General features: G+C 54.9%; 17 protein-coding genes. 10 read left to right on the forward strand and 7 right to left on the reverse strand.

Annotated features, from left to right (window positions below):
* The first annotated feature begins 40 nt into the window (after positions 1-40).
* The 3 genes from ACAW75_RS19130 to ACAW75_RS19140 all read left to right on the forward strand — a co-directional run bounded on the left by ACAW75_RS19130 (position 41) and on the right by ACAW75_RS19140 (position 3935).
* Entirely contained in the window at positions 41-967 is a 927-nt protein-coding gene (locus ACAW75_RS19130; RefSeq protein WP_370730351.1) for an alpha/beta fold hydrolase, read from the forward strand.
* Positions 968-1251: 284 nt separating this feature from the next.
* On the forward strand, positions 1252-3003 hold the full coding sequence (locus tag ACAW75_RS19135; protein ID WP_370730352.1) for a Calx-beta domain-containing protein: 1752 nt from the start codon (positions 1252-1254) through the stop codon (positions 3001-3003).
* A gap of 269 nt (positions 3004-3272) precedes the next feature.
* Complete coding sequence (locus ACAW75_RS19140; RefSeq protein WP_370730353.1) at positions 3273-3935, forward strand: SGNH/GDSL hydrolase family protein; 663 nt, start codon at positions 3273-3275, stop codon at positions 3933-3935.
* A 50-nt stretch (positions 3936-3985) separates the two neighbouring features.
* On the opposite strand, the gene ACAW75_RS19145 is transcribed toward ACAW75_RS19140, so the two are convergent.
* Positions 3986-5473: an OmpA family protein gene (locus ACAW75_RS19145; RefSeq protein ID WP_370730354.1), complete on the reverse strand. Its 1488-nt coding sequence runs from the start codon at positions 5471-5473 to the stop codon at positions 3986-3988.
* Positions 5474-5592: 119 nt separating this feature from the next.
* On the opposite strand from ACAW75_RS19145, the gene ACAW75_RS19150 reads away from it, so the two are divergent.
* The 3 genes from ACAW75_RS19150 (at position 5593) to ACAW75_RS19160 (ending at position 11861) form a co-directional block, all read left to right on the forward strand.
* On the forward strand, positions 5593-10077 hold the full coding sequence (locus ACAW75_RS19150) for a T9SS type A sorting domain-containing protein (protein ID WP_370730355.1): 4485 nt from the start codon (positions 5593-5595) through the stop codon (positions 10075-10077).
* Positions 10078-10134: 57 nt separating this feature from the next.
* On the forward strand, positions 10135-11370 hold the full coding sequence (locus ACAW75_RS19155) for a sulfite oxidase (RefSeq protein ID WP_370730356.1): 1236 nt from the start codon (positions 10135-10137) through the stop codon (positions 11368-11370).
* A gap of 95 nt (positions 11371-11465) precedes the next feature.
* A complete protein-coding gene (locus tag ACAW75_RS19160; protein ID WP_370730357.1) occupies positions 11466-11861 on the forward strand; it encodes a hypothetical protein in 396 nt (131 codons plus the stop codon).
* 52 nt (positions 11862-11913) lie between these two features.
* On the opposite strand, the gene ACAW75_RS19165 is transcribed toward ACAW75_RS19160, so the two are convergent.
* Positions 11914-13191, reverse strand: coding sequence for a sensor histidine kinase (locus ACAW75_RS19165; RefSeq protein WP_370730358.1), 1278 nt, complete (start codon positions 13189-13191; stop codon positions 11914-11916).
* 283 nt (positions 13192-13474) lie between these two features.
* On the opposite strand from ACAW75_RS19165, the gene ACAW75_RS19170 reads away from it, so the two are divergent.
* From ACAW75_RS19170 to purQ, 4 genes are all read left to right on the forward strand, one after another.
* Complete coding sequence (locus ACAW75_RS19170) at positions 13475-13915, forward strand: response regulator (RefSeq protein WP_370730359.1); 441 nt, start codon at positions 13475-13477, stop codon at positions 13913-13915.
* A gap of 114 nt (positions 13916-14029) precedes the next feature.
* Positions 14030-14764: a 5'-nucleotidase C-terminal domain-containing protein gene (locus ACAW75_RS19175; RefSeq protein WP_370730360.1), complete on the forward strand. Its 735-nt coding sequence runs from the start codon at positions 14030-14032 to the stop codon at positions 14762-14764.
* Positions 14742-15668 carry a bifunctional metallophosphatase/5'-nucleotidase gene (locus ACAW75_RS19180; RefSeq protein WP_370730361.1) on the forward strand — a complete coding sequence of 309 codons (927 nt, stop codon included), beginning with the start codon at positions 14742-14744 and terminating at the stop codon, positions 15666-15668. Before ACAW75_RS19175 ends, ACAW75_RS19180 begins: the two co-directional genes overlap by 23 nt.
* Positions 15669-15828: 160 nt before the next feature.
* Positions 15829-16518, forward strand: a complete 690-nt coding sequence (gene purQ / locus ACAW75_RS19185) for a phosphoribosylformylglycinamidine synthase subunit PurQ (protein WP_370730362.1) — start codon at positions 15829-15831, stop codon at positions 16516-16518.
* Between the two features lie 134 nt (positions 16519-16652).
* On the opposite strand, the gene ACAW75_RS19190 is transcribed toward purQ, so the two are convergent.
* The 5 genes from ACAW75_RS19190 to ACAW75_RS19210 all read right to left on the reverse strand — a co-directional run bounded on the left by ACAW75_RS19190 (position 16653) and on the right by ACAW75_RS19210 (position 21479).
* Positions 16653-17909, reverse strand: a complete 1257-nt coding sequence (locus ACAW75_RS19190) for an Hsp70 family protein (protein WP_370730363.1) — start codon at positions 17907-17909, stop codon at positions 16653-16655.
* Between the two features lie 116 nt (positions 17910-18025).
* Positions 18026-18370, reverse strand: a complete 345-nt coding sequence (locus ACAW75_RS19195) for an Ada metal-binding domain-containing protein (RefSeq protein WP_370730364.1) — start codon at positions 18368-18370, stop codon at positions 18026-18028.
* Positions 18370-19062, reverse strand: coding sequence for a 2OG-Fe(II) oxygenase (locus ACAW75_RS19200; RefSeq protein ID WP_370730365.1), 693 nt, complete (start codon positions 19060-19062; stop codon positions 18370-18372). Before ACAW75_RS19200 ends, ACAW75_RS19195 begins: the two co-directional genes overlap by 1 nt.
* Positions 19063-19077: 15 nt before the next feature.
* Positions 19078-19980 (reverse strand): methylated-DNA--[protein]-cysteine S-methyltransferase, encoded by a 903-nt coding sequence (locus ACAW75_RS19205; RefSeq protein WP_370730366.1) that lies wholly within the window; start codon positions 19978-19980, stop codon positions 19078-19080.
* Between the two features lie 194 nt (positions 19981-20174).
* Positions 20175-21479, reverse strand: coding sequence for a type IX secretion system plug protein (locus ACAW75_RS19210; RefSeq protein ID WP_370730367.1), 1305 nt, complete (start codon positions 21477-21479; stop codon positions 20175-20177).
* Positions 21480-21518: the final 39 nt, after the last annotated feature.

Consider the following 21518-nt stretch of genomic DNA (forward strand, 5'->3'; position numbering starts at 1 on the left):
TGTGTGTTTCGTTAGGTAGTCCTATGCGCTGTAGCACCGAATGAAAAAAACACTGCTCTACCTACTTCTAGTGCTGGCTGGCCTTGTGGCGGTGCTTTTCCGTAGTGATCTGAGTGTAGACGAATTGGCCATGCGCTATACCACCGCCGACTCCCGGTTTATGACACTCGACAGCATGCGGGTGCATTACCGGGTCGAGGGGAACAGTGCCGATACGGTGCCGCTGGTGTTGCTTCACGGGACGGGGGCCATGCTACAAACCTGGGACGGCTGGGTAGATGCGCTCAAAAAAGATCGCCGCCTTATCCGACTCGATCTGCCTGGGTATGCCCTCACGGGACCTCAACCACAAAATGCAGCCTCAGCTATTTACTACGCCGATTTTCTGCATCGTTTTCTGGTTCGGCTGGGGGTGAAGTGTTGTGACCTGGCGGGAAACTCACTGGGCGGAACGATTGCCTGGCACCTGACCCTGATTCACCCCGGCCAGGTTCGACAACTCGTTTTGATCGACGCGGCAGGGTATCCATTTACCCCCAAATCGGTACCGATCGGGTTCAGGCTAGCCCGATTGCCAGGTTTCAGTGGTCTTCTGGCCAAACTAACGCCCGACGCGCTGTTCCGAAGCAGCCTGGAAAACGTGTATTATGCCGACAGTCTTGTCTCCGACCGACGGGTGCAAACCTACGCCGATCTGAACCGCCGTACCGGCAACCGCGAACAGTTTGTGCAGCGTAAGCCCGTTCTGGACTCCCTTTGGCAACGGATTAATCAGATTCGGCAACCAACGCTGATTTTATGGGGCCAGCACGACGAGCTGATCCCTTTGTCTGTAGCGGCTCGGTTTCACCACGACCTGCCCAACGATACGCTGATCGTTTACCCCAACGCCGGCCATGTACCGATGGAAGAAATTCCTGCCCAAACCGCAGGCGATTACCGGACATGGTCAATGAAGAGACAATAAGAGTGATCGGTGTGGCTACCGATACAGCAGCTAATCAGGTACGTTATCATCAGCGCGATGGCTTATAGCCAGTGGATACCTCATCGGGCGCAGGCAATTCGTTTACCTACACCCAACGCTACGGCGGTTGCATTTCTCATCAGACCCTCCCTTGGGGTCACAGCTGCTGGAGACTACGGTTAATAAAAAGGTGTTTTCATCAAATCAACAGGGGAATTTTCCCGTAGCAGCAAGCGGGTCAGACTGGTACTTTTGGTACATAATCATCAGACAGTCAAGGCCATATGCTACTCAACCCGCGCATTTATTTATTAACAACTTTTCTGGTTGTTCTAATTATCCCTTCGTCTGGTCTGGCGCAGATAAAATTTTCTTTTTCGGCTGATACCAGTCGAATCAGCGAGCCTAAACGAGGTAGTAAGCAACAGACTGTGGCTGTTCAAGCAAGTTCTATTCCTGACAAAGCCCTTACGGTAACGGTGAAAGATATGCTCACCGGCGATGCATCTGGCAATTTAGACTATAGTTTATTCCCTAATCCTATTGTCCTCACTTTCGGACCCGGACGGCAACAAACTCAGACAGTTACCATTACGATCAAATCCGATACGAAGGTAGAACCAACCGAGACCATTGACCTGGCTCTTTACGTACCCAAGGGCCATGTTATTGGCGAATTTGCTAAACATACCATTGTTATTGACGATCCTGTGGGCGCAACCATCACTCAGCCAGTTGCCCGTACGCTCACTAATCCAGCTCCTCAACCAACCAAACCGCCAATCACGTTTTCATTCCGGACCAACAGTAGTGAAGTTGCTGAACCTAAAACAGGCAATAAAACACACCTCGTACAGGTAGAAGTAAGTACAATTCCTGACACAACGGTTCAACTAGCCGTAAAAGACTTGCTAACAGGTGACGCATCACCAACTATTGATTATAGATTGGCGCCTAACCCAATGACATTGACGTTTGGCCCAGGCCGACAACAGAGTCAGGCAATAGCTATTGAACTAAAAGCAGACACGAAAACCGAGCCAGTTGAAACAATTAATCTTAGCTTATCAGCCACGCCGGGTTATGTTGTTGGTACAAATGGCACCCACACAGTCACTGTCAGCGATCCTGAAGGCGATTCACTTGCCTTGCCAGCTATTCGTCTGGCAGTAGGCTCCAACTTCGATTATCTAAATCAGGCGGTTGCGTTAAAAAACCTATTTCTAGGGTTTGAAGTGTTTGCGCCAACTGCCTTCCAGCCTAAAAAAACGAGGGCGTTTCTCAGTGGTTTCCACCTTGGTTTTGCTTGGAGCCAAAATATTTCGTCTACTGGTGATGGAGCGTACATACCGGGCGGTGCAATTAATCCGCTTACAAATCCAGGCTTAATAGAGCAAAATGGACTGTATAGAACAACAACCCCTATCAAACGACTTGGTACCGACAGCACGCTAGTGGCCTATAATTTCTATACTCGGAACAGCATCGTTAACGTGAATAACTTCAATTTTTTCGCAAGCACAATGGGGCGCATCTGGCAAAGTAACGATGAGACAGTAGATGCATTTTTTTCGATCCGTTTTGAAGGCATTCAACGAAATTTCACCTATAACGCTACATACGATTTAGTTGCCAAAGGCGACACATTACCTGTCAGACAGCGATTTGGCACCATCCCCCCATTCGATATTACAAAGCAACAAACGCGCTATGCTTCTTTTTATGACTTCTATCTGGGAGTAGGCCTTCCATTTCGTTGGGAACCAAAGGCAGACCTGGTAGAAATCAGGCTTAATCCAATGATTGGTGCTGGTTGGTTTTCGTCGCCATTCCATCAGGACAACGATGGTAAGTTTAACCGGATATTTTATTTAGTACAGTTAAGCATCATCGAGAAAAAGTTTGGCATCCGGCTTGGCGGCGAAGTTCGTGGGAGCATCAGCAATGGAAAGCTTGCCCCCTATTACACAGTTACTTTGTCGAAAGTCTTTACATTCAAGAAATTTGAAGACTACTTCGCGCTAAAAAAGAACTAGCCGCAAGTCTATCTGACAACGCCCCTGTATGGGTCCTCGTGGGTTGCCAGCATCCAACGCTTTTTGCCAGCGGACAATCTATCGGGCGTGGGTGTACATGCCTACGTAACCACCCTCATAACCTAGCCTAAGCTATAGGCAGGACGGTACTGTTCCTGTAGCGTGATCGAACATCGGCGGGTTTTGGCAGTAAGAATAAAGCAGTTTATTGTTTATCGGTTGGTGGTGAACCCTATGGATCACCAACCGATAAACAATAAGCCAATCCAATGAAATTCACCCTCTTTTTACTGCCGCTGCTGCTGGCGTTTACAGCCCCCACCAAACCCACCCGCGTTGTCTTTTTTGGCGACTCCATCACGGAAGCGGGTGCCAGGCCGGGCGGCTATATTACCAAAATCCAGGATATGCTGGCCAAACAGAACCGCGCTGCCGACTACGAACTGATTGGCAAAGGCATTGGCGGCAACAAGGTGTATGACCTCTACCTGCGGATGGAAGACGACGTGCTGGCCCTGAAACCAGACGTTGTCGTGATCTACATCGGCGTAAATGACGTGTGGCATAAAAGCACCAGCGGCACCGGGACCGACGCCCCTAAATTCGTGAAGTTCTACGAGGCCCTGATCCGTAAGATACAGGCTAACGGTGGCAAGGTTATTCTGTGCACGCCCGCCGTGATTGGCGAACGGACAGATAATTCAAATGAGCAGGATGGCGACCTGAACGCCTACAGCACCATCATCCGCGAACTGGCTACCAAACAGAACCTACCGCTCATCGACCTGCGTAAAGCCTTTATCGACTATAACCTTCAGAACAACCCGACCAACAAAGATCGGGGCGTACTGACCACCGACCGGGTTCACCTTAACGAAGCAGGTAACCAGTTCGTCGCCGAACTAATGCTGGCGACTCTGGACAAGCGTTGATTGGTAGGGACGGCCAAGAACGGCCGCCCACTCTAACACCGGTCAACGACTTATTTCTTTGTCACACGAACGGCGGTGCGGCGGTTTTGAGCGCGGCCTTCTTCCGTTCTGTTCGACGCTACCGGGTGTTCCTGTCCGTACCCTTCGGCCTCCAGCCGGGACGGATCTACACCAAGTCGAACCAGTTCGGTCATAGCCGCTTCGGCACGGCTTTGCGATAGTTTCTTGTTGGCCGCCGCATTACCCGTATTATCGGTGTACCCACCGATTTTCAGATTCACAGCCGGATACGCCTTCAGGATAGCAGCCATGTTCTGCAACTGCTCGCGCGATTCAGGCTTCAACGCAGCACTGCCTGTTTCGTACAACAGCCGGTCGAAATCGAACCAGGTCGTTTTGTCTACTTCCTTCGACGGGTCTTCGATGAAGGCTAATAGCTTATTTTCAACCCCGTTGGCCGGCAGGGTCAGTTCAACGCCGTTGGGCAATTTTCTGGGGCCAAACGTACCCAGCGCTGCCGTGGCATCGACCAGCTTTTTGGCAGCGCTGTCGGCCGCAGCGGCGATGGAACTACCTGCCGAATCGACTAGCGCGCCGGCACTGGTAGCGGCCGAGTCCTGATTAGCAGTAGCATCCTGCACAGACGCCGATGTGGTGTCGTTGGTCGTCGAGATGGTGACGGGGTCAGTTGTATCGCCACAGCCCCGCATCGTGTAGAAAAGCACCCCAATAGCCAGCGCCGCCAGTAGCCAGGGCCAGAAGTTGAAGCTCTTCGAGGAATTCCTGAGGTCGTCGCTGTAGGCAGGTGTGCCAGGTAGGTTGCCGGTCAACCCTGCTGAAGCGGGTGGTGTCACGTCGTTTTCTACAGACAGGACAGGGCCTGCTCCGCTGGCAGCGCCGGCCAGGGCGGCTCCTACTGCACTGGCAGCGCCGGTAACAGGCGAGCTGGCGGCGCCGGATAGGTCGCCCAGCAGCCCGGTAATGTCAGGCGCTCCGGCGGGATCGCCTGGTAGCGTTGCCAACCCTGAGGGAAGCGCTGCGCTGATAGATTCCTGCTGATCAGCCAACAGGTTCTGTACACTGTCGGTCGTTATGCTACCTGATCCACTCAACAGCTGCCGCCCCAGCAAATTCGTAATCAATGAACCAGCTACCTGTAGCAGACTGCCCGCCAATGAACTGCTTACGCCCGAAAACTGGGCCAGTGCCTGATTGACCTGGTTTGTTTTTGCGCCAAACACAGCCTCGAGAAGATCGCCACCGTCCTGTATGTGCGCGGCCGGTTCATCAGTCTCGCCGGTAGCCTCCAACGAACTGGCAACCGCTGAATTTGCCGCCGATTGTTCAATCAGACTGGTTACGGCACCGAGCCCGCCAGGCTCCTGGCTCCGCGTGATCAGTCCGCCCAGAAAGACGGGTAAGGCGCCTGAAAGACCTTTCTGAATCGTGTCAGGGTCTTCGTTCAGCCAACCACTCATTCGACTGACAACCGCATCGGTAAGGTAGCCTTTGGCTGTATCGAGTATGTTAACGACCATTGCAACAGCGTTTATGTACTAAAGCAGTACGTTGAAAAAAGAAAGCTCAATAATTTAGCGGCAAATGACAATTTTTGGGGCGAAGTCGCAAGCAGTAGCTCATAAAGTAATTATGATGCGTGATTGTTCGCCTCCCAAACCGGGGTATGCCGGTCAATGGCTACTTTTCGACCTCTTTTCTACAGCCCATCCTTGTGCGTCAACGCCTGAAAAATAGCCTGCCTGTTTGGTTTCTTCTTGTTGCCTGGCTGAGTCCCATTTACCTGTTGGCCCAACGCATTCAGGTGGGTGATGTACCATTTACGTTGTGTGCCGGCGCCGCTGTTCCTGTCAGTTTCACAGCAAGTGGCCCCTTTGAAGCAGGTAACGCCTTTCAGCTCGAACTTGTTGACCAGTTCCAGCGCGTCGTGTCGGCTACCGTTGAGAACGTATTACCCAGCGGCTCCTTCATTCATATCCCGGCCACACTGCCCCCCAGCCCCGTTGAGTATCAGATTCGGGTGGTATCTACCCGGCCGAAAGTGGTCAGTGACGGTGTCTTGCTGACCTTCGGCGGAATCCCCTCGGCTACGCTCTCACCCCCGGTCAACCCCGACGGGTCGCTCAATCCCGGCGAACCACTGATTGTACCGGTGGCCTTGACGGGCGGCGGCCCATTTTCGCTTGGCTTCACCGACGGGACCACCCGCGACATCGACGATCTGAGTCAGGCCACCTTGCAGTTCTACCCCGATCAGTCGAAAACCTACCAGCTTGCCACTGTCACCAACCGGTGTGGAGCAGGGCGCGCCAGTGGTACGGCCAGCGCCCTTGTCAGAGCGGGGGGGCTGCTGGTCACCCGGCTTTCAACTACTGAACTATGCGCCGGGAAGCCACTCGATATCTTCTTTTCTACAGACCGGCCCTTACCCGCTAACACAACGTTTGCCGTCGATTTGAAACCGCTGACACCCCAGGCCGCTGCCTACACCATTCCGGTGGTGGGCACTACCAGTCCGCTGCGCGTTCAACTGCCGGCGGCGGTAACCACAGGCGGCGCGTACCAGCTTCGTTTGTATGCCAGCGGCGCAAACCTATCGGCCTATTACCGCAATGCCCTTGGCGATGTGGCTAGTCCGTTGTTGTTGCGCCAGTCACCCAGTGTCCGGTTATCGGGAAGCTCATCCGTCGGCTTTGGTCAGGCAGGTACGTTAACGGCTACAGTAACGGGGCTTGGCAACGGGACCATCACGCTGAGCGATGGCACCGTGGTTTCGCTGTCGACGCTGGATCAGGACGGCGAGCGGCAACTGGCTGTTCGACCGCCCCTCACAACGACTTATACGGTTCGCGCGGTGAGCAACAGTTGTGGTATATACGGTACCGAAGCGGGCAGCGGCAGCGCAACCCTCACCGTGCAGACTGGCTATCGCATCGACTCGCTATCAAGTCAGTCGATTTGCGCCGGGCAGTCGGTGCAGGTGTATTTTTCAACCAACGAAACGCTCTCTACCGATGCCGGCAGTTACAGTGTTCGCGGGGGCGCCAGCCGCACAGGCGATCGGTTGAGCGGCGGAACGATCGACTTCGTTGTGCAGCAGGTAACAGCAGGCAGTAAACCCGGCACGGGCATACTCTCCGTAACAGCGCGGCCACTACCCGCCGACTATCTCACCAACGGGGCCTATCAGGCAGGCGGACAGCTGGGAGCGGGTTGGTTTTACGTGCAACTAGGTCGTAATGGCCGGTTGGGTAATGTTCATGAGAAGCCACTGGCCGTGGCCGATAAGCCGCAGCTCGCCCTTCAGGAAACCCCGTTCAGTGTCGGCCGCCCGCAGATGGTATCGCTACCGGCCCGCCTCGTTAGCCATACGCCCTACACCGATGTAGTTCTTTCTGATGGTACGCGCATGAGCGTGCGAAGCGAACTTGGTTTCGGCCAAAAAACCAGCGTGGTACTGCTCGAAGCCCTGGCGAGCCAGTCAGGTACGTTCCGGCTGGTGTCGGCTCAGAACAGCTGCGGAACCGGCAGCGTACAGGGAAGCGTGAGCGTACAGGTTCGTAGCGATACAGCGGGTATTTTCATGCGGCCTGTGCCCGATATGCTCTGTGCAGGTTCATCTATATCGGTGTCCTTTGCGCCTGTTGGCAATGTGGGTGCGGTAGCCAGTTACCGCGTTGAGATCGCGGACGATGATGGCCTTTTTCGGGGCAAGTACCTGGCCAGCGGCCCCACCAGCCCGCTGACGGTAACCATACCGGCTGGATTTACCCTTTACAACCGGGTTCAACTACGGGTGGTCGGTAGCCCGGCCTCAGGCACGGCGGTCTGGCAAAGTCCGGCACGGGCATTTATGTACCTGGATGCTGCGCAGGTGGTACGGCTATCAGCGGCAGGCACGGGCAGTACAGAAACGGTTATCCGTTCCGGCGACACGGCCCAGCTCCGGCTGCTTTCGGGCGGCAACAGCGCGCCGACACCAACGCGTGTGGTGCTATCGGACGGGCAGGTCGTTTCGTTCAATGCCACCGGCACCGACGTACCTGTGCGTCCGACGCAGACCACCACATACACCATTCGGTCGGTGCAGAATAGCTGTGGTACGGCGGCGGGGGTTGGCACGGTTACGGTGCGGGTACAACCGTTCAGTGTGCAGCCATTGCTCCAGAAACGAACCTACTGCGAGGGCGATTCGCTGGAGACCCACCTGTTGCTGCAAGGTGAATTACCCGCGCAGGCCAGCCACGCGCTGCAGCTCCTGGTTGCCAGTAATGTAGTGCAGACGTTACCCGCCCGTTTAGCCGGACATCGACTGACGGCCAGTTTACCCACCTCCTTGTCGGTCGGCGCGGCCTATGGGGTCCGGGTACTGAGCACCGTTGGTAATGACCAGTATTATAGCCTGCCCGCCAGCGCTACCTTCCAGACCTACCGCTATGCCCGGCTGCAACTGACTCCCCCCAACAACCAGTCGGCGGTGATACTGGATGCCAGCGAATCGAGCGTGACGGTGCAATTGACCAACCCGGCCGACCCGGGTGGAACGCTGCTGCCAACGCGCTATAACTACCGCATCAACGACCAGCCGTACAGCTCCATCGACAACGTACCTGCGTCGGTGCCGTTATACGCTACCAGTACCATTCCCATGACCTACAGCGTGTCGGCGGTGCATGACGGTTACTGTGGCTTCGGTACCGCCACCGGGGCTGTGCGCATTTCGTACCGGCCCGGCCTGCGGTCGATCGCGGTAAACAAAAATCAGTTTTGCCGGGGAAGCGAGCAGGTCGTTGTCAGTTATGAGATTGCCGGTGATTTTCCGGCCAGCACCCGCTTTCCCATTTTCCTGACCAACGCCGCCGGGGTACGTACCCGCGTGGCAGAGTCGACCCGGCAGGCCGACAAGCTGGTTATTCCCGTCGATAGTTCGCTGGCGCCGGGTACGTATCAGGTGTCGGTAACGCTGCCCCCAGGGCTCCCTGCTTTTGATGCCTTTCCGGTCATCTCCATCGGCGACCGGCCCAGCGTGCTCATTGCCGGCGGGGCCAGCATTCAGTATAGCGACCAGCTCGTATCGGTGGGCATTCGGGTCTTGTCGGGTTATCTGCCGGTCTCCATCACGTTGACCAACGGCGTCACCCAGACCCTGTTCGAGACAGATAATACTATTCAATTTTCACCGCAGCAAAACACGACCTACCAGCTTGCCCGGGCTACCAATAGCTGCGGCGTTGGCCAGACCAGCGGCGTGGTGTCGGTCACCGTACTGCCGCCACAGGCCAACGAAATCCGGGTGACCACCCTAGGGCCGCAAGGTGGGGTTACAGGCATCTGTCAGGGCGGCTCAATCCGGGTTGGCCTCACGTTGAAAGGGTCGTTTGCCACCAACAACCAGTTCACCATCTACCTCTCCGACAGCACAGGACAGCGCTACCGGCCACTGGCTACGCAGACGATCGACCCCACGACGCTATCGGCGACCTTACCCGCCGACGCACTGCCTGGCACAGGTTACCGGGTACGCATTGGGGCCAGTAATCCCAGCCTGTTGGGGGCGGCTTCAGGTACGTTCCTGACCATCCGACCTGGTTTGGAGGCGGTTGTTTCGGGCAGTGCCAATGTGGTGCGGGGAAGCCTGACGCCCGTTATCATCACCCTGAATAATACGGGCCCGTGGTCGGTGTCGCTCAACAACAGCATCTATGGTTTTGAAACCGTTATTGCCGATACATCGCCGTTTCAGTACCGTATTCGCCCCGATGCTACCACGACCTACACGCTGCTGGGCGTTTTTAACCTGCAATGTGGCAACGGACGAGTGGCTGGTCAGGCTGTACTTACTGTTATCGACCCGCTGGCAATTGACCCGGCCTTCCCCCTGTCGCTGCGTGTGATGCCCAATCCAACGGCCGGTCGGGTACGGCTGGCCGGTACGCTGCCAGTTCCCCGTGCTGTTATCATTCGCCTCACCGACGCTACGGGCCGAACGTTACAAACGCATGCACCGGGCCTCCTCACCGAACTAAGTCATGACATCGATTTGAGTGAGTATGCAGCCGGCGTTTATTTGCTTACTATTGAGGCAGACGACCGACGAACCGTCTTTAAAGTGGTGAAACAATAAGACCGGCGGCTGTTCAGTTTCTCTTTTTGACAGGGTAGATTACCCTTGTTGCTACGTATGACCAACGATATGCATAACCGACGGGGATTTCTCCGAAAAAGTGTCCTTGCCACGCTGACCACGCTAGTTGGTACCGAGGTGGTTTTCGCCCGAAATATGCCCCGCCACTTCCGCCCCCTGGCCTTTGAGTATAACCCGCTCGAGGGCAAAAGCCCCGATATGAAGGTGCTGGGCGATAAACCCTGGAATGTGGAAACACCCATTCACCTGCTGGATGATGCCGTGACGCCAACCAGTAAAATGTTTATCCGCAACAACGGCCTGATTCCCGACGCTCCGGCAAACGCTGACGCCTGGACACTGACCATCAATGGCGAGTCGGTGAAAGCCCCCAGAACCTATACGCTGGCCGAGCTGAAAAAACGGTTCAAACCACACACCTATCAACTGGTACTGGAGTGTGGCGGCAATGGCCGGTCAGGTTTTGAGCCACAGACAACCGGTAATCCCTGGGATCAGGGGGCGGTGAGCTGCGCGGCCTGGACGGGCGTTCGGTTGAACGATATTCTGGCCGACGTGGGGCTAAAAACCGACGCTGTCTACATTGGGTACTATGGAAAAGACCCCCACCTGAGCCTGGACCCCGCCAAAGTAGCCATCTCGCGCGGCGTACCAATAAAAAAAGCCCTCGAAGATGAAACGCTTATTGCCTGGGCTGTAAACGGGCAGGACATTCCGCTGGCCCACGGGCATCCGCTCCGGCTGGTTATTGGTGGCTGGCCTGCGTCGGTGTCGGGCAAGTGGCTGCATACTATTGCCGTACGCAACAAAATCCACGACGGGGCTAAAATGGAAGGGCACAGCTATAAGGTACCCATTCACCCGGTACAACCCGGTGAGAAAATTCCCGAGACACCCGAAAACTTTCGCATCATCGAGTCGATGCCGGTAAAATCACTGATCACGGCTCCGGCCACGGGGGCGCTCTTTGACCGGAAAAAGCCCCTCTCGCTCCGGGGGCACGCCTGGGCGGGCGATAGGGCCGTAGCCACTGTTCATACCTCGATTGACTATGGCGTCAGTTGGCAGCCGGGCACCTTGCAACCGCCTAAAAACCGGCTTGCCTGGCAACAATGGACCGCCGAGGTACTGTTCCCCAAAGCGGGCTATTACGAAGTCTGGGTACGTGCCACCGACAGTGCGGGCGTCACACAACCGATGGTGATTCCGCAGTGGAACCCCGGCGGTTACCTGAACAATGCCTGCCACCGTATTGCCGTGAAAGCCGTATAGACCTGTTATTTGTTGTCATGGGGCTGTGCCATCATGGCTGGTCATCGCTCTCAACAGATGACTAGCCATGAGCAAACGACCGAAATCATCGCTTTATGAAACCTTACCTCTTTTTCGCGGCTGTATGCCTGTTGCTGACAGGTCTGGCCAGTTTCCGGGATGTACCTGACCAGGCACGTACCCAGCCTGCCATGCGCGCCGATACCGTAGCCATTGACCCGGAGAGCGGCCTTATCATTGACCCGAATCTGATGATGGTGAAGGCACAGTGTACCTCCTGCCATTCGACCAAGCTGATCTTACAACACCGCTTCACCCGCGCCGGATGGACCGAGCGTATCCGTTGGATGCAGAAATACCACAAGCTCTGGAACCTCGGTGAAGCGGAAAAACCAGTGCTCGATTACTTATCAACGCACTACGGCCCAGCCCCAGCCAGAGCCCAGGGGCGGCGGGCACCCCTTCAGCCCGTAAAATGGTATGCCTTATAGTGCCCGCTTCGCTGCCATCAGGTAGTCAGGCCTGAACACGAGGCCTGACCACTCACTGCGCGTAATTCACCGGAATGCGGATGCGGATGATGGTACCTACGCCTACGCGGGTTTCTACTTCCAGGCTGGCGTTGAGCAGTTCGCAAAGGCGCTTCACAATGTATAGGCCAATGCCTTCGCCTTCGCCCGCCTGTGCCGAAATCGTCCCTAATGCCGGGGCGGGCCGAGGGCCGGGCAATATGTCGGGTGTGTTCTCGCTGAATACGGCGTTTGACTCTATAGCCGGGCGCAACTGGTCAGACAGCCACAAGGCCGACCCCGCCGACAGCCCCGGCCCCGTGTCCTGAATGCTGAGTAGCCACCGAAACTGATTCTCGCGCGACCATGACACCGACACATGGCCGTCGGTAGTGCTGCGGAGCGAGTTGGTCAGCAGGTTCTGAACAATGCGATCTATTTTAGTGGGGTCGCCCATCACGGGCATGTGCTCTGGCCCATCGGCGTTCAGGAACAGGCCACGCTCCAGGGCCAGTGGCTGAGCCGCTTCGATCAGATTACGCAATAGCACCGCCGCATCGAACGGTTTTACCTGTAAGCTTTCTCGCCCGGCCTCCAGGCGTGCCAGATCCATCAGTTCGGTAAGCATGGAGGCGAGCCGCGGAAAGTTGCGGTTCAGAATCTGGAGCATCTCGGTGCGCTCCTGCTCCGTATTATCGGGCATATCGAGCAGTGAGGCCGCGCCCTGAATCACGCTGAAACTGCTGCGCAGATCATGCGATGCCACCCGGAGCATAGCCCCCCGCTGCCGGACCAGTTCATTCACGTTGTCGAGCGCGTGCTGTAGGTTAACGGCCCGTTCAATAGCCTCCGCTTTCTGAAACTCGTCGTACTGGGCAATGCTCCCGCCAATCGCTTCGTGCATCAGTGCGCTCACCCGCCGGTGGGCCGTCAGCAGTGCATCAGACCCAGTAACCGGGTACTGCTCCCAGAACAGTTGCAACTCGGCCAGCAGGCTCTCGTGAAGGTGAGCAATTTCGCTAAGCAATTCATGAAGCGAGTACCCTTTATGCCAGCGGTGCAGGCCATGTTCCCTGGCGATATGGTAAGGTGTGAGCCCGTCGGGTTCGCTGCGTAAGCGTTTTTCCAGCGCATCGAGCATCGAGGGTACCTGGTCAGTAAATTCCTCCCGGGTTAACCCATCAATAATCCCAAGACTGGCATCAGCTTCACATATGGTGCGCCAGTTCCCCATTATCGCCTCCCGTCGGTTAAATAAAAACGTCGCCAGTTGCGCCAACTGTGTACCCTGTGTAGGTGCTTCGTTGAGCATTTTTATAGAATCAATTGATTGTAAAATCGAATAGCCAAATCTACGATACAGCGAGTTAATAACGGTTAACCAGTATAGTAAGTAATTATACTCTGCGTACCGAATAATAAGTAAATGGCAGCAGGTTAAAAGAGAGCCAATAATCGCATAGATCCTGTCTGCCGCTGGGGATGGATAGTGTTCAAAGCTAATAAAGACCCGTTATATTTGCTTGACTGCCGTACTTCTTAATGGCTATGTTCCTGAAGGCCATGTCCACTTTTTCCAACGAGTCTCAACACCTGTGAATTCGACCAATCGTAACCAGACCTTGTTAGTTGTTGAAGATAACCCTGATCATCAGGTGCTTCTGCGGTATGTTATCCAGCGTAGCCTAGCCAATACCACGCCTATTTTTACCGATTCCGCCGATCAGGCCCTTGCGTATTTAAATGAATGTGTAACCAATAAAGTATCACCGCCCAAGCTAATCCTGCTGGATTTATACCTCCCCAAGGCTGAATTCGGCTGGCAGTTTCTGCGGCAGGTGAAACAAATCCCCGCCCAGATACGGCCACCGGTGGTGGTGCTGAGTATTTCGCGCGAAGAAGATGATATTGCTCAGGCGTACCAGTTAGGAGCCAGTTCGTTTATCTCCAAGCCTATTGGTGAAGCACAATGGCTCAATTATTTCGAAACCATACGCCGCTACTGGTGGGAAACCGTAGTACTCCCGAATCAATAAGCACCAAGTTTCAGGTTTCAAGTTTCAGGTTTCACGTGCCCTGCCTGATCAATTGAATAATGCCTGGGCAGAGCACGTGAAACCTGAAACTTGAAACCTGAAACCTGAAATCAGATGAAAAAACTCCTCCTTTTCACCCTGTTGCTGGCTGGTTGCCAATCTGGTTACCACCTCACCAGGCAACAGAACAGTCGTCTCCAGATCGATGGCACCGTCGCTGCCGACAGCAGCACCCTTCGCTGGCTGATGCCTTACAAGCAAAACCTGGACAAGAGCATGAACGAGACGCTGGTTACGCTGACCGAGCGGCTCGAGAAAAAGGCACCGGAAAGCCCACTTGACGACCTACTGGCCGACGCCTTACTCGTACAGGCAGGGAAACGCTACGGGAAATCCATTGATGTATCGCACCTTAATTATGGTGGCATTCGCAGCGGGCTTCCGGCAGGCGCGGTCACTACGGGTAACCTGTTCGAAGTGATGCCCTTCGATAATCAGTTGGTGGTGCTGACCCTTACGGGCGCGCAGCTCATGCAGTTCCTGAATCATTTTGCCGCCAATGATGACGCACTGGTGGTTGGTGGGGTGCGGGTACACGTGGCCAACAAAGCGATTACCAGCGCTGCCCTCGGCAACGGACGCGCCATTGTTCCCGGCGAAACCTACACCGTTGCCATGAGCGATTATGTTGCGAACGGAGGCAGTGGAGCCGATTTCTTGACGACCGTTGCCGCTCGTGACAACGTCAATTACCTCATTCGCGATGCCCTGATCGACTACTTTCGCGAGCAGGGTAAAGCTGGTCAACCAATAACGCCAAAAGCAGATGGACGCATCACACTCGACTAGACGCCAGTTCCTGAAACACATGGGTGCCGCTGCCGTGGTAGGTACGTTGCCGCTGCCCGATCTGCTGGCGGAACATAGCAAGGCAACAACATCGCTGACCATCTTACACACCAACGATGTACACAGCCGCCTCGATCCGTTTCCGATGGATGGCAGCCGCAACGCCGGGCGGGGTGGCATTGCCCGCCGTATGACGCTGGTGCAGCAGATACGTGCCCAACACCCAAACGTGCTGCTGTTCGATGCGGGTGATATTTTTCAGGGAACGCCCTATTTCAATCTGTATAAAGGCGAACCCGAAATTCTGGCCATGAACCGCCTTGGCTACGATGCAGGCACTATCGGTAATCACGATTTCGATGGGGGTATCGATAACATGCGCGATCAGTTTGCCAAAGCCACTTTCCCTTTCCTGATTGCGAACTACGACTTCAAAAACACGATCATGGACGGCCGGACCCGGCCCTACCACGTGTTTAAAAAAGGGGGCGTTCGGATCGGCGTCTTTGGTCTTGGCATTCAGCCTAAAGGGCTCATTCCCGACAACCTGTACAAGGAGACAACGTACCTGGACCCCATTGAAACCAGTGCTTCGGTGGCTCGTAAGCTCCGCACCGACGAGCGTTGCGATTACGTGATCTGCCTGTCGCACCTGGGGTACAAGTATCAGGACAGTACGGTTTCCGATCTCGTTCTGGCTGGCAGAAGCCAGGATATCGACCTCATTATTGGTGGGCATACGCACACCTTCCTCGACGCACCTGTATCGGTAAAGAATGCCAACGGGCAACCCATCTGGGTGAATCAGGTCGGCTTTGCGGGTATCAACCTTGGCCGCATCGATCTCACCTTCGAGAAAGGCAAAGCCACTATCACCAACGGCCAGGCCGTATCAGTCGGATAGGATGGGTACGCGGCTGTAAGGGATTTAAACCGATCGACACGGTTTTTTTGATTCAGGCGGATTGTATAGCCTAAAGCAGAGCAAATCCATTTTAATCAAAAAATCTGCGCCAATCGGTTTAAATCCCTTACATCCGCGTCCCATTGATTATTTTTGCAGCATGAAATTTGGCGTTGTTGTATTTCCCGGTTCCAACTGCGATCAGGACGCAGTTGATGCAATTGAGCTACTAGGTCAGCCGGTTGTGAAACTTTGGCACAAAGACCATGACCTGCAGGGTTGCGACATGATTATTCTGCCCGGTGGGTTCTCTTATGGTGATTACCTGCGCACAGGCGCTGTAGCGCGGTTTTCGCCGATCATGAACGAGGTCATTGCCCACGCCAACGCGGGGGGGTATCTGATGGGAATCTGTAACGGTTTTCAGATTCTGGCCGAGGCACAGCTGGTTCCCGGCGTGCTGTTGCGCAACACCAGTCAGCAGTACATCTGCAAAAATATTTATTTGAAACCCGAGTCGAAAAGCGCTTTGCTAACGGCTGGCCTCGACCATGACCGGGCCTACAAAATACCCATCGCCCATGGTGACGGTCGTTATTTTGCCGATGCCGATACGCTGGCCCGTGTGCGGGATAATGACCAGGTTTTGTTCCGGTACTGCGATGAACTGGGCAACATCACCGACGAGTCTAATTATAACGGAAGCCTGGTGAACATTGCGGGCGTTTGTAATGATCGCCGTAACGTATTCGGTATGATGCCCCACCCCGAACGCGCCGCCGACCCCGCCCTGGGCAACACCGACGGGCGCCTCATCCTGGAGCAGTTGCTCACGATGGTACTGGCGTAATAAGTTTCAGGTTTCAAGTTTCAAGTTTCAAGTTTCAGGTTTCAAGTTTCAGGTTTCAAGTGCGTTGCTAATCAACCAAATGGTCAACTAGCAGCGCACTTGAAACTTGAAACCTGAAACCTGAAACCTGAAACTTAATTGAATTTATTCCGGCTATCGTAGGCCAGGCCCAGCCCAACACTGGAAAGCTTATTTTCGTCGGCAATGGCGGCGTTAGGAAAAAGCCGTTTGAACTCAGCCTGCACGGAATGCACCTCGGTTGAACCACCCGTTAAGATAACCAGGTCAATGGCTTCACGGCTGACGCCCGCCTCCTGAAGACACTGTTGGGCCGAAGCCGATATTTTCTCAATCTCTTCCCGGATAGCCTCGTCGAACTGCCTGCGGTTTACGGGGATAAAAAACCCTTCGTCGATAAAATCGAGGGGTGCTTCGTGGATTTGGTGATCAGTGAGGGCAATTTTTGTTCCTTCGGCTGCCGCCAGTAGCGTGTGGCCCGTTTCGTCTTCAAGCACTTTCACCAACCGGCTAAAGCGCCTTTTATCGTGCGATTGGTACAGCAACTGTTTCAGCTGCATAATCAGCCTGGGCGTGTATAGAAAGTTAACTTTACTCCATTCAGACAGATCCTGGTAGGGTTTCAGGGGCACCTCCAGCCCTTTGTCACCGTAGGTGCTGCGGTAGCCCAGCTCCGGCATAATAGTGGCCAGGCTCAGGTCTTTATCAAAGTCATTGCCCCCAACCCGAACGCCCGTATTGGCTAAAATGTCCGACGAGCGATCTGGCTTGTGAATAAATTTATTGGATAGCCGGATAACCGTAAAATCGGACGTACCCCCGCCGAGGTCAGCCACAATAGCCAGTTTTTCGCTCGTCAATTGTGCTTCGTGCGCAAAGGCGGCCGCGATAGGCTCAAACTGGAATTCGATGTGTTTGAAACCAACGCGCTGCGCAATGATTTTTAGCTCAGCCTGCGCCCGCGCATCGGCAGCCAGGTCATTATCGACGAAATGAACAGGCCGCCCCATCACCACGCTGTCAATTTCCTGACCGGCCACCCCGTCTGCTTTTTCCTTCAGTTTGAGCAGAAAGGCTGAAATGATGGTGGTAAAATTCATAGAAGCCCCATTGACCAGCGTGCCCTGATTCATGAGCGACGTACCCAATACCCGCTTCAGGCTGCGCATAAAACGCCCTGGCTCACGGTCTAAAAAAAGACGGATCGCCTGCCGACCGTAAAATGGCCTATTATTGACCTGCTGAAAGAAAATGGCGCTGGGAATAGTGACCGACGCATCTTCGACCGGTACCAGGCCGATAGAACCGTTGTTGTCAACAGCAATACTTGAGTTTGACGTACCAAAATCGATTCCGCAAGAAAGAGTTGTCATCCCGGTGTTCGCGCAAATGAAATCGGGTGGTCATCCTGTGGACAACGGCCCGATCTCAGTGGAAAAAGGGCGCAAAGGTACGTTGAAAAAACGACTTAGACTGAACAGGCGTCAACTCATTCATTACACTCAGGCAGGTTACCTGGCCCGGCGCCACCCAGACCCGTAACGGTATCTGGTTGGTTCAACAGTTGATCGGCATGTTGGCGGGCTTTCCAGCTAGCATAAGCAGCGGGTAAACAGACAGCACATGGCCGAAACCCGGCGGCTACGGCTTCTGCGCTATCCCGAAAAAATACGCGGTTGCTGGCTTTCATGCGTTGCCCCGCCCGGCAGGTAAGCAGCCCATACAGTTTACCAGGCCAATGCCCGCCCAGTGTGATGGACCCACGCCGAACCAGCCAAACCAGCGCACGAAGCCGGGCAAAACGCGTCGGCCCTAAGGCTGTGTGGCGAATCATCAGGCGGCATCATGAAAGAGTAGCCCAACGTTTGTCCGGCTTCCGCTTGTTACCTCGCTAACGCCATGCCGCATAGTCACCCGGTAATACCCCCGTGTCCCTTTGGCGGGCCTGGATTGGGTGGTGAACAGAAGCACTTGGCCTTGGTTGGGTTGTAATACGGTAGCTTTCGATTGCATCCGGGGCCGTTGCTCCAGCATCACAAACTCGCCGCCGGTATAATCAACACCGGGCTCACTTAGGAATAAAACGGCCTGAAAGGGAAAATGCAGTGCACCATACAGGTCCTGATGCAGTGCATTCCAGTCGCCTTTACCGTATTGCAGGATCAACGGTGTGGGGCGGAGTTGCCCGGCAGCATGGCAAATAGACAGCCACGCATCCAACTCGGTCGGGTAGCGATGCTCAACACCTAGCCGTTGGTTCCATCCGTTGGCCACAGGAGCCAGTTTTGTATACAGTTCATGCCGAAGGCTGTCTATTACCTGTGGCAAAGGATACGTGAAATACTTGTATTCACCACTTCCGTAGCCGTGCCGCTGCATCCTGATGGTATTACGATACAGGCCAGGTACGTTATATAAATCGGCAAGGCTCCGACAGGCATCGGGCAGCAGCATGGTTGGCAGTAGTGTGAACCCTTTTTCAGCCAGCTCCGTGAGCTGAGCTGACCAGTTGATCGGCAGATGCATCAGTGTTCAGGTCCGTTACTCTTCGCTGCCGATTCCGGTCAACGTCGATTCGTTATGCACGCGGGCCGCTTCCCAACCGAGCATGACCTGTTTGCGGCTGGTACCCCACCGATAGCCACCGAAAAGCCCCGTCTTCCTGATGACCCTGTGGCACGGGATCAGGTAGCCGATGGGGTTGCTGCCAATGGCTGTTCCCACGGCCCGCGAAGCAGCAGGCTGACCAATGGCTTCGGCAACCTGATCGTAACTCACCAAGCGTCCTTCCGGAATACGGAGCAGGGCCTCCCACACTTTCAGCTGAAACGCCGATCCGCGCAGCAGCACGCCTACTGGTTGGCTCTGCTGGCTTGTGGGGCTCTTAGCGGCTGTAGGAAAGAGCCGATCGGCAACAGGCTGAATGGCCGATGGGGTATACTGCCGGGTGGCTTCGGGCCAGGCGGCGGCAACAAGCTGTTCAGGTACGTTCGTGGTGCCTGTTTCGGCATCGGCCAGAAACTGCAGAACAGCGATCTTACCGTTGATAACCCCCAGCACGTACCTCCCAAACGGGCTGTCGAAAACGCCGTAGGTCAACACCAGGCCAGCACCTGCCTGCTTGAACTGCCCTGGTGTTACGCCTTCGATGGTCACGAATAGATCGTGTAACCGCCCGGTCCCCGACAGACCCGCTTCCTGCGCAGCGGTGGTCAGTGGGGCGCCGTTTCGAAGCTGTGCTTTTGCATAATCGAGCGTTAGGTACTGGCTGAATTTTTTGGGACTAACGCCTGCCCATTCCGTGAAGAGCCGCTGAAAGTGAAACTCGCTCAGGTTCACCGTTTCGGCCAGCTGGCTCAACGGCGGTTGTTCCCGGAAGTTGGCCGTGAGGTAATCGATGGCGCGGGCGATCTGGTTATACGTGTAGTCGTTGTTGGTGTTCATGGGAGCAGCCGTTGGTTGTCTACACAAAAATCACCACAACGCTTCCCAAAGCCAACCCGATTCTTGCGGAGTTAAATGGCATTCGTTACGCTGTCTGCAGGCGGCGCATCAACAGGCCGTCATGTAGGATAAACACGACAAATGGCCCTTTACGGATAGGTCAATGGCGGCAATGCCTGAGCATGGGCAGCCGTCTATTTCCGCTGCCCGAAATTGACTGTGTAGTACCCGATCAGCTGATCGGCGCGGGCGGCGGGGGGCCGATTATATACGAAGACCTCGTAAACGTTTTCAGTCTGCGAAAAATCACCTTCAATCAACGTTTCGTTACCATCCATTCGGATACCTGACCGGGTTAACGGCGGAGCAATGCCCGTTACGGCGTAATTATAGTTATACACCCCCTGTTTTAGCCAAATCCGGCCCCGATACCCCCCCAAAGCCGCATCGTAGGTAAGGCGATTGCGTTCATTCAGCGCCCAGAAGTTGAACGCTCCGTTGGCGTATACGGCTGCATTGGGTAGCTCATCGACCAGGAGCGTAAACACCGTCTCAATGTAATCGGCACTGGTAGCCCCGTCGCCGGTTTCGCGGTGGTCGATCACGTAGAGCCCGTTGAAATCGTCGAACTGGGTATAGGCGAATCCGCTGCGGGGCCGGTCCGTTTGTACATACACCACCGTTCGGTCTGCCTTCCGGTCGACGCGCTCCACGTAATTCCCCCGCGACAGCACGGTTCGGGTATCGAAAAAGCGGTATTCATTGCCACCAGGAAAGGTGTTGCGCAGATCAATGGCCCGGTATTCCAGTACCTGATCGAAGGAACGCACATTGGTCGGATGCAGGTCGGTGACCGTCCGGTCGTCGCGGTAATTTTGCCGGATCACGACCTTGAAATCGTCTTGTGGGGACGTCACCTGACTCTGATACGCCCGATAGCCAATGGTCAGATCGACCTGCTGGTCATTGTACTGGCGGCTTATATCGGTCGAGAAACGAACGGCCGCGTCAACACTCACCTGGTTGCTGTAGACCCGAAAACGGCGCGTAAACAGGATCTCGTCGCGGTTCCGTTCGTTATACACTACCAGCACATAGTTACCGGGCAATTTCAGGCGCGGCACACTGTATTTGTAATGGTAATAAGGCACCTTCGTGCTGATAGAGACCTGATAATCCGTGATGGGTACGTCGTTATATTCGTAGGTATACTCGATATCATTCAGCACTGAACGTACCCAGTTGGCGTTGCAGTGGATGATTTTCGACCGAAAGCTCCGGTAGTTCGCCGTCAGATCATCGAACTCCAGTTGAAGAGGCGACTGGGCCTGGTCATCGAATCGTATCAGCGGACTGTTCAGCGTCTGCGCCGAATTCCCCACCGTTCCTCCCACCTGCGGATACAACAGCACCGTCGCAATTTTAGGGTCAATGATCGTGTCGGTGGTTTGCGCCTGAGTTACTGCACAATACAGAAGGCATACCGTAGAGTACACCATGAATAATGTGATTCGTTGGCGCATACGCCCCGGCAAAGC

The organism is Fibrella arboris, assembly GCF_041321095.1.
GTDB lineage: Bacteria > Bacteroidota > Bacteroidia > Cytophagales > Spirosomataceae > Fibrella > Fibrella arboris.